The organism is Aurantimonas manganoxydans SI85-9A1 (assembly GCF_000153465.1).
GTDB classification, from domain to species: domain Bacteria; phylum Pseudomonadota; class Alphaproteobacteria; order Rhizobiales; family Rhizobiaceae; genus Aurantimonas; species Aurantimonas manganoxydans.
Map to the genome: position 1 here is coordinate 1044925 of NZ_CH672387.1, position 12943 is coordinate 1057867.

9 protein-coding genes are annotated in these 12943 nt (G+C 66.5%); 8 read left to right on the plus strand and 1 reads right to left on the minus strand.

The features are described 5' to 3' along the window. Positions 1 to 63: 63 nt before the first annotated feature. From tilS to serA, 7 genes are all read left to right on the plus strand, one after another. On the plus strand, positions 64 to 1296 hold the full coding sequence (gene tilS / locus SI859A1_RS04970) for a tRNA lysidine(34) synthetase TilS (protein ID WP_009208754.1): 1233 nt from the start codon (positions 64 to 66) through the stop codon (positions 1294 to 1296). A 127-nt stretch (positions 1297 to 1423) separates the two neighbouring features. Continuing rightward, a complete protein-coding gene (gene ftsH / locus SI859A1_RS04975; protein WP_009208755.1) occupies positions 1424 to 3361 on the plus strand; it encodes an ATP-dependent zinc metalloprotease FtsH in 1938 nt (645 codons plus the stop codon). Positions 3362 to 3651: 290 nt separating this feature from the next. Continuing rightward, a complete protein-coding gene (gene glmM, locus SI859A1_RS04980; RefSeq protein ID WP_040325296.1) occupies positions 3652 to 4998 on the plus strand; it encodes a phosphoglucosamine mutase in 1347 nt (448 codons plus the stop codon). A 129-nt stretch (positions 4999 to 5127) separates the two neighbouring features. Continuing rightward, complete coding sequence (locus tag SI859A1_RS04985) at positions 5128 to 6132, plus strand: outer membrane protein (RefSeq protein WP_244400907.1); 1005 nt, start codon at positions 5128 to 5130, stop codon at positions 6130 to 6132. A 229-nt stretch (positions 6133 to 6361) separates the two neighbouring features. Then, positions 6362 to 7210 carry an outer membrane protein gene (locus tag SI859A1_RS04990; protein ID WP_009208758.1) on the plus strand — a complete coding sequence of 283 codons (849 nt, stop codon included), beginning with the start codon at positions 6362 to 6364 and terminating at the stop codon, positions 7208 to 7210. Positions 7211 to 7409: 199 nt separating this feature from the next. Further along, on the plus strand, positions 7410 to 8585 hold the full coding sequence (locus SI859A1_RS04995; RefSeq protein WP_009208759.1) for a phosphoserine transaminase: 1176 nt from the start codon (positions 7410 to 7412) through the stop codon (positions 8583 to 8585). 248 nt (positions 8586 to 8833) lie between these two features. Then, positions 8834 to 10441, plus strand: a complete 1608-nt coding sequence (gene serA / locus SI859A1_RS05000) for a phosphoglycerate dehydrogenase (protein WP_009208760.1) — start codon at positions 8834 to 8836, stop codon at positions 10439 to 10441. 47 nt (positions 10442 to 10488) lie between these two features. Here serA and SI859A1_RS05005 read toward each other — a convergent pair whose 3' ends face one another. Further along, positions 10489 to 11400, minus strand: a complete 912-nt coding sequence (locus SI859A1_RS05005; protein ID WP_009208761.1) for a DMT family transporter — start codon at positions 11398 to 11400, stop codon at positions 10489 to 10491. Positions 11401 to 11627: 227 nt separating this feature from the next. Here SI859A1_RS05005 and SI859A1_RS05010 point away from each other — a divergent pair, with 227 nt between their 5' ends. Further along, positions 11628 to 12923: an adenylosuccinate synthase gene (locus SI859A1_RS05010; RefSeq protein ID WP_009208762.1), complete on the plus strand. Its 1296-nt coding sequence runs from the start codon at positions 11628 to 11630 to the stop codon at positions 12921 to 12923. Positions 12924 to 12943: the final 20 nt, after the last annotated feature.

Sequence of the window (12943 nt, forward strand, 5' to 3'; positions counted from 1 at the left end):
CTGACCCATTCGCTTCATCAGGCGGCCGCCCTGACAGGCTCCCGCGACCGCGCGATCCTTGCCGTGTCAGGTGGCCCCGATTCGCTGGCGCTGGTTCTCGCGGCCATCGCCCTGCAGGGCACCGCGGCGCTGCCGCAGACCCGATTCCACATCGCCACCGTCGACCACGGCCTGCGCGACGCTTCGGCAGCCGAGGCGCGCTACGTCGCGGGCGTTGCGGCCCGCTTCCGTATCAGCCACGAAACGCTGCGCTGGGACGCGCCGGCTCGGACCGGCAACATTGCGGCGGCGGCCCGCGAGGCCCGCTACGCGCTGCTATCCGATGCGGCCCGGCGCTTCGGCGCGACAGTGATCCTGACCGCCCATCACGAAGACGACCAGTGCGAGACCCATCTGATGGCGCGCGAACGCGGCGCCGGGGTCGTCGGGCTGGCAGGCATGCGCCCGGTGCGGTCGCTGGCGTCGGATCTCGTCCTGGCGCGGCCGTTCCTTGACGTGGCGGGCGACCGGCTGAAGGCAAGCGTGGCGGCGCATCGCCTGCCGGCCGTCGCGGACCCGACCAACGACGATCCGGCGTCGCGCCGGGTGCAGCTTCGCCGGCAGATCGCGGCGGGCGCGCTGGACCGGGACGCGCTGCGGGCGCGAATCGCGGGCCATCGATCGGAGCGCGACGCGCTGGAGGCCGGGCTCGGCGACGCCATCGCCGCGATGCAGGCGGCGGGTGAGCTTCGCCTGACGGACGCCGGCACGCTGGAGATCAGCCGGAATGCGCTGCGGCGCCTTGGCGACGATGCGGCGTTCACCTTCCTGCAACGCGCCGTCGCGGCGGTCGGGGGCAGGGGGCACGGTCCCGAGGGACCGGCGACGATCCGGCTGCTGGATGCGCTGCGCGGCAAATCGGATGCGGCCCGCACGCTGGCCGGGGTGCGGGCTGTGCCCGGCGAAACGATCACCCTGATGCGCGAATACGGGCGGGCCGGGATCGCGGGGCTGGCGGCGACGGCGGGAGACCTGGTCTTCGACGGTCGCTTCGTGGTGGATGCCGGTGCCGGGCCCTCACATTCCGGGGCGCGGCTCGTGGCCTTCGGCGATCTGGGGCGCGGCAATCCGGTCGAGAAGACCTTGCCCGTGCTCGTTGCCGGCGATAGCCTTGTCGCCATCCCCGCACAGCTCGGCGGCAAGGTCGCCGCGGGAACGCCGCTGCTGGCGATCCGGTCGCTCGTCGGCTGGAGCCTGACCCGCGATCTGCCGCCGCCAACGGACGACCGGGCCGGGCCGAGTGCAAAGCCGCGGTAACCACCCTGCGCCGCCAACCGGTGCAAATTGCCGCAAAACCGCCTGACCTTGTTGGCAAGAAGGGGGGCAGCACCTATCTTTGAGCCAATCGTCCTCGTGACTTCGGGCGTCCATTCCAGGAAGATCGATGAACCAGAACTTTCGAAACTTCGCGCTGTGGGCGATCATCGCTCTCTTGCTGATCGCGCTTTTCCAGCTGTTTTCGAACGGTTCGCAAACCGCCGGCGCCCGCGACATCCCGTATTCGCAGTTCCTGTCCGACGTGAAATCCGGCCGTGTCGAGGCCGTGACGATCCAGGGCCAGCGCATCAGCGGCAAATATTCGGATTCCTCGCCGCCCTTCCAGACCTATGCGCCGGAAGACGCGCAGCTGGTCGAGCGGCTCGAGGCCCAGAATGTCCAGATCAATGCCAGCCCTCCGGGTGACAACAGCAACCCGATCTGGTCGATGCTGCTGTCCTTCGGCCCGATCCTCCTGATCCTCGCGGTCTGGATCTTCCTGATGCGCCAGATGCAGGGCGGTGCCGGCGGCAAGGCGATGGGCTTCGGCAAGTCCAAGGCTAAGCTCCTGACCGAGGCCCATGGCCGCGTCACCTTTGCCGACGTCGCCGGTGTCGACGAGGCCAAGCAGGATCTGGAAGAGGTCGTCGAGTTCCTGCGCGAGCCGCAGAAGTTCCAGCGCCTGGGCGGCAAGATCCCGCGCGGCGTGCTGCTCGTCGGCCCCCCGGGAACCGGCAAGACACTGCTCGCCCGTTCGGTGGCTGGTGAAGCCAACGTGCCGTTCTTCACCATCTCCGGTTCGGACTTCGTCGAGATGTTCGTCGGCGTCGGCGCCAGCCGTGTCCGCGACATGTTCGAGCAGGCCAAGAAGAACAGCCCCTGCATCATCTTCATCGACGAGATCGACGCGGTCGGCCGCCATCGCGGTGCGGGCCTGGGCGGCGGCAACGATGAGCGCGAGCAGACGCTGAACCAGCTTCTGGTCGAGATGGACGGCTTCGAATCGAACGAGGGCGTGATCCTGATCGCCGCGACCAACCGTCCGGACGTGCTGGACCCGGCGCTGCTGCGCCCGGGCCGCTTCGACCGGCAGGTGATGGTGCCGAACCCGGATGTCGGCGGCCGCGAGAAGATCCTGAAGGTGCATGTGCGCAACGTGCCGCTGGCGCCGAACGTCAATCTGTGGACGATCGCCCGCGGCACGCCCGGCTTCTCGGGCGCCGATCTCGCCAACCTCGTCAACGAGGCGGCTCTGATGGCGGCGCGGCGCTCCAAGCGTCTCGTCACCATGCTCGAATTCGAGGATGCCAAGGACAAGGTCATGATGGGCGCCGAGCGCCGGTCGATGGCCATGACCGAGGAAGAGAAGACGCTGACCGCCTATCACGAGGCCGGCCACGCCCTCGTCGGCATCATCGAGCCGTTCAACGATCCGCTGCACAAGGTGACGATCATCCCGCGCGGTCGTGCGCTGGGCGTGACCATGAACCTGCCGGAGCGCGATCGCTACGGCATGCGCAAGAACGAGATGGAGGCGCGTCTCGCCATGATCTTCGGTGGCCGTGCCGCCGAGGAGATCATCTACGGGCTCGACAACGTCACCACCGGCGCGTCCAACGACATCCAGCAGGCGACCAACATGGCGCGGGCGATGGTCATGGAATACGGCATGAGCGACAAGCTCGGCCGGCTGCGCTACAAGGACAACCAGGACGAGGTGTTCCTCGGCCATTCGGTGGCGCACCAGCAGCACATGTCCGAGGACACAGCGCGGCTGATCGACTCCGAGGTGCGCGGCATCATCGAGACGGCCGAGAACAAGGCGCGCAACATCCTCAACACCCATATCGACCAGCTCCACATCCTGGCGAAGGGGCTCCTGGAATACGAGACGCTCTCGGGCGACGAGGTCCGCGACCTCCTGGCCGGCAAGCCGCTGGCCCGCGACATGGGCGACGACACGCCGCCGTCGCGCGGATCGGCGGTGCCCAAGGCCGGTTCGAGCCGCGGGCCGGATTCCCGTGCGGGCGAGGCGGGCGACAGCCTGGAGCCGCAGCCGACCTGATCACTCGGGGTCCGCTCCGGCGGGATCGCAAGACAGTCTAAGGGAGCGGCCTCACGGCCGCTCCTCCTTTTTTTTTGCGGGGTCGGCATCAGCCGCCGCGTACACCGGCGGGGTTGCAGGCAACGTCTCCGCAATCCATTGATGCGAGAGTATGACGACAGGGAACGGCGCAGCGCGCTCGTCCCGGTCCGCGAGACCGTCCATGACGGCGTCCGGGCCGGGCGACGCCGCGCGCGGCAGCCGCCACCGGACGGACGGTCCGGCAGAACAGGAACAGACGGGGTCAGGTGATGAGCAGACGCTATTTCGGCACGGACGGCATTCGCGGCACGGCCAACCGGCACCCGATGACGGCCGAGGTCGCGATGCGGGTCGGCATGGCGGCGGGCCTGGTCTTCCAGCGCGGCTCCTACCGGCACCGTGTCGTGATCGGCAAGGATACGCGGCGCTCGAGCTACATGATCGAGAACGCCATGGTGGCCGGCTTCACGGCGGCTGGAGTCGACGTGTTCCTGCTCGGCCCCATGCCGACCCCGGCGGTGGCCATGCTGACCCGGTCGCTGCGCGCCGATATCGGCGTGATGATCTCGGCGTCGCACAATCCGTTCGAGGACAATGGCATCAAGCTGTTCGGGCCGGACGGCTACAAGCTTTCCGACGAGCTGGAGCTGCGCATCGAGGCGCTGCTCGACGAGGATCTGACGCCGCGGCTGGCGACGGGTGACGGCCTCGGCCGGGCCAAGCGCATCGATGGTGTCCACGACCGCTATATCGAGGCGGCCAAGCGGACGCTGCCGCGCGAACTGTCGCTGGAGGGCGTGCGCGTCGCCATCGACTGCGCCAACGGTGCGGCCTACCGGGTGGCCCCTGATGTCCTGTGGGAGCTCGGCGCGGAGATCGTCAAGCTGGGCGTCGATCCGGACGGTACCAACATCAACCGCAATTGCGGTTCGACGGCGCCGGCGGCGCTGATCGAGAAGGTCAAGGAAGTGCGGGCCGACATCGGCATCGCGCTCGACGGCGATGCCGACCGCGTGCTGATCGTCGACGAACGCGGCGAGGTGGTCGACGGCGACCAGCTGATGGCGGTGATCGCCGAGAGCTGGGCAGAGGACGGGCGCCTGGCGGCCGGCGGGATCGTGGCGACAGTGATGTCCAATCTCGGCCTCGAGCGCTTCCTGTCCGATCACGATTTGCAACTGGCGCGCACGGCGGTCGGCGACCGCTATGTCGTCGAGCACATGCGCCAGCACGGCTACAATGTCGGCGGTGAGCAGTCCGGCCACATCGTCCTGTCGGATTTCGGCACGACGGGCGACGGCCTCGTGGCGGCGCTGCAGGTGCTGGCGGTGGTTCAGCGCAAGGGCGGCACCGTGTCGGAGGTCTGCCGCCGTTTCGAGCCGGTACCGCAGATCCTCAAGAACTTCCGCTATTCGGGCGGCGCGCCGCTGGAGCGCCAGCGCGTGCAGGACGCCATCAGCGCCGGGCGCGATCGCCTCGGCGAGGGCGGGCGCCTGGTCATCCGCGCCTCGGGGACGGAACCGCTGATCCGGGTGATGGCCGAGGGCGACGATCGCGGGCTGGTCAACGCGGTGGTGGACGACATCCTCGGCGCGCTCCAGCAGACCGCAGCGTAAGGTAAGGTCACCAAGTTCTGAAGGCCGGCTATTCCTTAAACTTCGTATTAACCATTCCGATTTACCGTCTTCGTTAAGGTAACGGCGTCTGCCAATCCCGGCCGCCGGATCGAATCGGAGATGAGAGCAATGAAATCTCGCCTTTTGACGACCGTGGCATTGATCGGCGCGGTCTCATCCTTCAGCAGCTTCGCCAAGGCCGCCGACATCATCGAGGAGCAGCCCTACTTCCCGCCGCCGGCCCCGGTGATCGTGGAAGAAGTCGCCACGGGCGGCTGGTACCTGCGCGGTGACGTCGGCTACGTCTTCAAGTCCAAGACCGACGGCTATTACGACTTCTACAACATCGGTAATACGTCGCCCGAAGCGTATGACGATGATTGGGTCCGGGGAATTGACAGCACCGAGCACTACGACGAGATAAGCTTGAAGAACTCGGCCAACTTCAGCATTGGCGCCGGCTACCGAGTCAGCGATCACTTTCGCACGGATTTGACTGTCGACTACATGCGGACTGGTGTAAGCGGTTCGAGCAAGTGTGCCTATCTCGTCGAGATCGGGTACGGTCTTGACCCGACGAATAACAATTGCCGCTACGATGACTCTTCGCGGGCGTCGATCTGGACTACGATGGCCAACGCCTACGTTGACGTCGGAACCTATGGCAAGATCACGCCCTATATCGGCGCGGGTCTTGGCTTTGCCCACGTCAAATACGATGACATGAACAACACCATTTCCTGCGATGGCGGCCTCTGCGGCAGCGAGACGAGCATCTACAAGGGCGTCCACAAAGGCGAATCTTCCTGGCGTTTTGCCTCGTCCCTCATGGCCGGTGCCAGCGTCGACATCACCCACAAGCTAAAGTTCGACGCTGGTTACCGCTATACCCGAATCTCGAGCGGCGACGCCTTCGCCTTTGACGAGCAAGACCGCAGCTTCGGCGCTTCCGGCGTCCAGGGCAGCGACAACGGCTTCAACATCCACGCCGTGCGCGCCGGCCTGCGCTACGAGTTCGGCGGTGGGGGCGGCGGCTTCGGCAAGGGCAAGGGCAAGGGCGTCGAGCCGATCTACGCCTCGACCCCGCTCTACGAAGAGCCGGCGCCGATCTACGAAGAACCGATCTACAAGTAAGCTGGCCGGCAACGGCCGTGCATGAGACGGGCCGCTGCCTTCGGGCCGCGGCCTTTTTCGTGCGCGCAGTCGCGGCGGTCATCGCCTTGGCGATCGTAACCTTCGTAAAGGTTTACGGTTAAGAAACAGGGTTAATCGGGCGTTAATCTTTGTGCGGCAGGATCGGGTGAGACGAGGGGTGCGGTGCCGCACTTCTCGTGAAGCAAAGACTGCAACGGGAAGCGGCTCCATGAACCTTGCAACCAAACTGATGGCCAGTGCCGCGCTGATCGGCTTCACCATGCCGGTGGCGAGCGCCGCCGACCTTCCGCCCATCTACGAGACCCCGATCTACCAGGACGTGCCGGAAGTGCAGCCTGTCGAGATCGGCAGCGGCTGGTATCTGCGCGGCGATGTCTCCTACGATTTCCAGTCCGACGTCGACGTCAACGGCAGCGGATACCGCCCGGACTTCGCTGACGGATTCGAGCTGAATGGAGCGGGCTCCTTCGGCGTCGGCTTCGGCTACCAGTTCACCGATTATTTCCGCGGCGACCTGACCGCGCGCTACTGGTCGGCCGATCTCGACGGCGGCGACCGGATCGGTGCCTGCTTCGACAGCGCGACTGCGTCCGGTGGCGCCGGCGGCCAGGCCTTCTGCGATTCCACATCCGGCGCCAGCGCGACCGGCCTGGAACTGATGGCCAATGCCTATGCCGATCTCGGCACCTTCGTCGGCTTCACGCCGTATGTCGGCGCGGGTGCCGGTGCGGTGAAGGTCAAGTACGACGACGTCAACGTGTCTGATGGCTGCACGCTTGCTGGGGCGGCCTGCGTCGGAAGCTTCTACAACAGCGAGGGGGCCTACGACGGCGGCTCAAGCTGGCGCTTCGCCTACTCGCTGATGGCCGGTGTCTCGTACGACATCTCGCGGAACCTGAAGGTCGATCTCGGCTACCGCTTCCTCGATGTCGATGGCGGGGACGCCTACAGCTATTCGGGCGATGTCGCGGCGAACGGCCAGCTTGGCCTCAGCGCCGAGGATGACGGTTTCCAGCGCCATTCGGTCCAGGCCGCGATCCGCTATTTGCTCTGGTAGGCGACACGTCACAACAAGTTCATGGACAAACGGCAGGCGCCTTGCGGGGCCTGCCGTTTGTGCGTTCGGGGCAGGGACGGGGCGGGGGACGGGCGGGCGCGCGGCCCGAATGTGCTTGACGGGTGCCGGCCGCAGGAGTAGCGCCATTCGCGGGACACGCCTCCCCAACGAGGCGCTTCTATCTGTGAGGGTAGCTTAGATGGCACATACCGCGAAGCCGGACCTGCGTCCGGCCAATCCCCGTTTTTCCTCCGGCCCCTGCGCGAAACGACCCGGCTGGTCGCTCGACGCACTGAACGATGCCGCGCTCGGTCGCTCGCATCGCGCCAAGGTCGGAAAATCCAAGCTTCAGCAGGCAATCGACGAGACCCGTGAGGTTCTCGGCGTGCCGGACGACTACCGCATCGGCATCGTGCCGGCGTCGGACACCGGCGCGGTCGAGATGGCGATGTGGTCGCTGCTCGGCGCCCGCGGCGTCGACATGCTGGCCTGGGAATCCTTCGGCGCCGGCTGGGTGACCGACACGGTCAAGCAGCTCAAGCTCGACGATGCCCGCGTCTTCGAGGCGCCCTATGGCAAGATCGTGGATTTCGCAGAGGTCGATTTCGACCGCGACGTGGTCTTCACCTGGAACGGCACGACCTCCGGCGTGCGCGTGCCGAACGGCGACGCGATCCCGGCGAGCCGCGAAGGCCTGACGATCTGCGACGCGACCTCGGCGGCCTTCGCCCAGGACCTGCCCTACGACAAGCTCGATGTGGTGACCTTCTCCTGGCAGAAGGTGCTCGGCGGTGAAGCGGCGCACGGCGTCCTGATCCTGTCGCCGCGCGCCGTCGAACGGCTGGAAAGCTACAAGCCGGCCTGGCCGCTGCCGAAGATCTTCCGCATGACCAAGGGCGGAAAGCTGATCGAGGGCATCTTCAAGGGCGAGACCATCAACACGCCGTCGATGCTGTGCGTCGAGGACTATCTCGATGCGCTCGGCTGGGCGAAGTCGATCGGCGGCCTGCCGGCCCTGAAGGCACGGGCCGACGCGAACCTGGCGGTCATCGAGAGCTTCGTCGACACGCATCCCTTCCTGGCGTTCCTGGCCGCCGACACGGCGACCCGGTCCAACACGTCGGTCTGCCTGACCTTCGCCGATCCGGCCGTGGCCAATCTCTCCGACGATGCGCAGAACGCCTTCTCCAAGGCGGTCGTCTCGCTCCTGGAGAAGGAGGGCGTCGCCCTCGACATCGGCGCCTATCGCGATGCGCCGGCGGGCCTGCGGATCTGGTGTGGCGCGACGGTCGAGACCTCCGACGTCCTGGCGCTGATGCCGTGGATCGAATGGGCCTTCGAGACCCAGAAGGCCGAGCTCGCCAAGGCAGCCTGATCCGGTCGCGGATCGTTCCCTTCCCTGATGGGGGAGGGATGTCTGCTCCGGGCTCGAAGGGCGAAGGATCCGGGACGGAGCGTCGCGCAGCGAGCCTCGTTCAGGCCTCTTGCGACGCGTCGCCCGATCCTTCGGACCATCCTCGCCCGCATGTGGGCGAGGGGCGGCGGCCTCGTTCCAGTTCACAGCATTCAGTGTTTTCGCGACGCCGGACCACCGCGTCGCTCATCAATCAAAGGACCATTCCCATGGCACCTCGCGTTCTCGTTTCCGACAAGCTTTCCAAGACTGCCGTCCAGGTCTTCACCGACCGCGGCGTCGAGGTCGACTACATGCCGGATCTCGGCAAGGACAAGGACAAGCTGCTCGAGATCATCGGCCAGTATGACGGCCTTGCCATCCGCTCGGCCACCAAGGCGACCGAAAAGCTGATCCAGGCGGCGACCAATCTGAAGGTCATCGGCCGCGCCGGCATCGGCGTCGACAATGTCGACATCCCGGCGGCCAGCCGGAAGGGCATCATCGTGATGAACACGCCCTTCGGCAATTCCATCACCACCGCCGAGCACGCCATCGCGATGATGTTCGCGGTGGCCCGCCAGCTTCCGGCCGCCGACGCCTCGACCCAGGCCGGCAAGTGGGAGAAGAACCGCTTCATGGGCGTCGAGATCACCGGCAAGACGCTGGGCGTGATCGGCTGCGGCAATATCGGCTCGATCGTCGCGACCCGCGGCGTCGGCCTGAAGATGCGCGTCGTCGCCTTCGACCCGTTCCTGTCGCATGAGCGCGCCGCGCAGCTCGGCATCGAGAAGGTGGAGCTCGACGAGCTGCTCAAGCGCGCCGACTTCATCAGCCTGCACACGCCGATGACCGACAAGACCAAGGGCATCATCAACGCGGCGGCGATCGCCAAGATGAAGGACGGCGTGCGCATCATCAATTGCGCCCGCGGCGGTCTCGTCGTCGAGGCCGATCTCGCCGAGGGGATCAAGTCAGGCAAGGTCGCCGGTGCCGGCGTCGACGTGTTCGAGACCGAGCCGGCGACGGATTCGGTGCTCTTCGGCCTGGAGAACGTCGTCTGCACCCCGCATCTGGGCGCATCGACCTCGGAAGCCCAGGAGAACGTCGCGGTGCAGGTCGCCGAGCAGATGTCGGACTATCTCGTCCGCGGCGCGGTCTCCAACGCCATCAACATGCCGTCGATCACCGCCGAGGAAGCGCCGATCCTGACGCCCTTCGTCAAGCTCGCCGAGATCCTCGGCGGCTTTGCCGGGCAGGTCACCGAGGAGCCGATCACCTCGGTCGAGATCCTCTATGACGGCACGGTGGCCGGCATGAACACCAATGCGCTGACCAGCGCGGCGCTGTCGGGCCTGATCAAGAGCCAGGTGTCGGACGTCAACATGGTCTCGGCGCCGATCATGGTGAAGGAGCGCGGCATCCACGTGACGGAATCGCGCCGCGACCAGTCGGGCGTGTTCGAGACCTACATCAAGCTGACCGTGACGACGGAGACGATGACCCGTTCGGTGGCCGGCACGGTGTTCTCGGACGGCAAGCCGCGCTTCATCCAGATCAAGGGCATCAACCTCGATGCCGAGGTGGGCCAGCACATGGTCTACACGACCAACAACGACGCGCCGGGCATCATCGGCCTTCTGGGCACGACCTTCGGCGCCGCCGGGGTCAACATCGCCAACTTCCAGCTCGGCCGTAACCGTCCGGGCGGCGACGCGATCGCGCTGCTGTATCTGGATTCGCCGATGCCGGAGGACCTGTTGAAGACGGTGCTCTCCCATAAGGAGATCATCAGCGCCAAGCCGCTGCGCTTCGACGTTGCCGAAGCGACCGTCTAAAGGCCTGAGAGCAGGATCGCGGCGCCCCGATTCTGGCGGGGCGTCGCTTACGCCTCGCTCGCCTTGCGGGCGCGGGCGGCGCCCCGCTCGGCGAGCATGATGCCGCCGAGGACGAAGGTGAGGGCGGCCACGTGATAGGCGTGCAGTTCCTCGCCGATGATCAGGACCGCCAGGATGGCGCCGAAGATCGGGACGAGATTGACGAAGAGATTGGCCCGGTTGGGGCCGATCAGCTCGATGCCGCGGATATAGAGAACCTGCGCCAGCAGGGACGGGAAGATGGCGGTATAGAGCGCCGCGGTCATGCCGGACGTGTCGGGCAGCTGGGTATGGCCCATGGCCCATTCGATTCCGGCCAGCGGCACCGAGACGACGAGGGCGGACAGGGCGAGGACGAAGATCGTCGAGCGCCAGTGCAGCTTCGGCTTGAAGCGCAGCGCCACCGTGTAGCCGCCATAGATCAGCACCGCGAGCATCATCAGTGCGTCGCCGCGATTGAGATCGAGGGCGAGCAGGGCGGACAATTCGCCGTGAGAGGCGGTCAGGGCGACGCCGACGAGGGTCAGGCTGAAGCCGATGATCTGGAACAGCGTCACGCCGGTGCGGAACAGAAGGAAGTTCGCCACGAAGACGATCAGCGGCATGGCCGACTGCTCGATGGTGACGTTGATGGCGCTGGTATAGTTCACCGCCAGGTAGAAGATGGCGTTGAAGCAGGTGAAGCCGATCGCGCCCAGGCCGAAGAGGAAGGGCAGGTTGCGCCGGATCTCCGGCCATTCGCGGCGCACGTCGCCCCAGGCGAAGGGCGCCACGAACAGGCAGGCCAGCGTCCAGCGGATCAGGGTCAGAAGCATCGGCGAGACGTGGCCGACGGCCAGCTTGCCGGCGATGGCGTTGCCGGCCCAGAACAGGGCGACGGTGCCGAGGACGAGATAGGCGTTACGGAAATAGGACGTCATGCTTCGCGTTTACGCGCGCGAGGACGATGCGCCTAGAGGGGCGGATAAAATAAGGTTCGCTGACGAGTGGCGCGGCCGGCATTTCGCGCCGCCACGCAGCTTGCATGTCGGGCCAAATTGTCGGAAGTCCGCCGCAGGACCGCCTCGCTTCGTGCCGGGCGCTTGACTATAGTCCGCGCGCCTTCGGCAGCAGGGTGCGGGGCGAACATTCGCGAGAAGGACATATCATGGCCAATGTCGTCGTCGTCGGTTCCCAGTGGGGAGACGAGGGTAAAGGCAAGATCGTCGACTGGCTGTCGGAGCGGGCCGACGTGGTCGTGCGCTTCCAGGGCGGGCACAATGCCGGCCACACGCTGGTCGTCGACGGCGTCTCCTACAAGCTGTCGCTGCTGCCCTCGGGCGTCGTGCGCCAGGGCAAGCTGTCGGTGATCGGCAATGGCGTGGTCTTCGACCCGCATGCCTTCGTGGCGGAGAAGAACCGCCTGCAGGAGCAGGGCGTGTCGGTCAGCCCAGAGACGCTGCGGATCGCCGACAATGCGGCGCTGATCCTGTCGCTGCACCGCGAACTCGACGCCACCCGCGAAAACGCCAGCGCCGCCGGCACCAAGATCGGCACGACGGGCCGCGGCATCGGTCCGGCCTACGAGGACAAGGTCGGCCGCCGCGCCATCCGGGTGATGGATCTCGCCAATCCCGAGAGCCTGCCGGGCCGCATCGAGCGGCTTCTGGCGCATCACAACGCGTTGCGGCGCGGCCTTGGCCAGAGCGAGATCGACCCGGCGGCGATCCTCGACGAGCTGACCTCGGTCGCCGACGAGATCACCCCCTATATCGACCGTGTCTGGCGGCTGCTCGACCAGCGGCGCAAGGCCGGCGACCGGATCCTGTTCGAGGGCGCGCAGGGCACGCTGCTCGACATCGACCACGGCACCTATCCCTTCGTGACCTCGTCCAACACGGTGGCCGGGCAGGCCGCGGCCGGCTCCGGCCTCGGCCCGTCGAGCCTTGGCTTCGTGCTGGGCATCACCAAGGCCTACACGACGCGGGTCGGCGAGGGGCCGTTCCCGAGCGAGCAGGACAACGAGATCGGCCAGTTCCTGGGCGAGAAGGGCCGCGAATTCGGCACCGTGACCGGGCGCAAGCGCCGCTGCGGCTGGTTCGACGCGGTGCTGGTGCGCCAGGCGGTCGCCCTGAACGGCATCCACGGCCTCGCCCTGACCAAGCTCGACGTCTTGGACGGCCTCGATGAGATCAAGATCGTGGTTGCCTACAAACTCGACGGCAAGACGATAGACTATCTGCCGGCAAGTCTTGCCGAGCAACAGCGCATCGAGCCGATCTTCGAGACCTTGGAAGGCTGGCGCGACACCACGGCCGGCGCGCGCCGCTGGACCGATCTTCCTGCCCAGGCGATCAAGTATGTCAGGCACATCGAGGAACTGGTGGAAGCGCCTGTCACGCTTCTGTCAACCTCGCCGGAGCGCGACGACACAATACTTGTTCGCGATCCGTTTCAGGACTAGAGTCCCGGCGCCGGCGCACC

Excerpts from the sequence above, each read along its gene's own strand:
- serA (WP_009208760.1), top strand. The coding sequence starts at position 8,834 with ATGGCACCTCGCGTTCTCGTTTCCGACAAGCTTTCCAAGACTGCCGTC.
- SI859A1_RS05010 (WP_009208762.1), top strand. The coding sequence starts at position 11,628 with ATGGCCAATGTCGTCGTCGTCGGTTCCCAGTGGGGAGACGAGGGTAAA.
- SI859A1_RS05005 (WP_009208761.1), bottom strand. The coding sequence starts at position 11,400 with ATGACGTCCTATTTCCGTAACGCCTATCTCGTCCTCGGCACCGTCGCC.
- SI859A1_RS04985 (WP_244400907.1), top strand. The coding sequence starts at position 5,128 with ATGAAATCTCGCCTTTTGACGACCGTGGCATTGATCGGCGCGGTCTCA.
- SI859A1_RS04995 (WP_009208759.1), top strand. The coding sequence starts at position 7,410 with ATGGCACATACCGCGAAGCCGGACCTGCGTCCGGCCAATCCCCGTTTT.
- glmM (WP_040325296.1), top strand. The coding sequence starts at position 3,652 with ATGAGCAGACGCTATTTCGGCACGGACGGCATTCGCGGCACGGCCAAC.
- ftsH (WP_009208755.1), top strand. The coding sequence starts at position 1,424 with ATGAACCAGAACTTTCGAAACTTCGCGCTGTGGGCGATCATCGCTCTC.
- SI859A1_RS04990 (WP_009208758.1), top strand. The coding sequence starts at position 6,362 with ATGAACCTTGCAACCAAACTGATGGCCAGTGCCGCGCTGATCGGCTTC.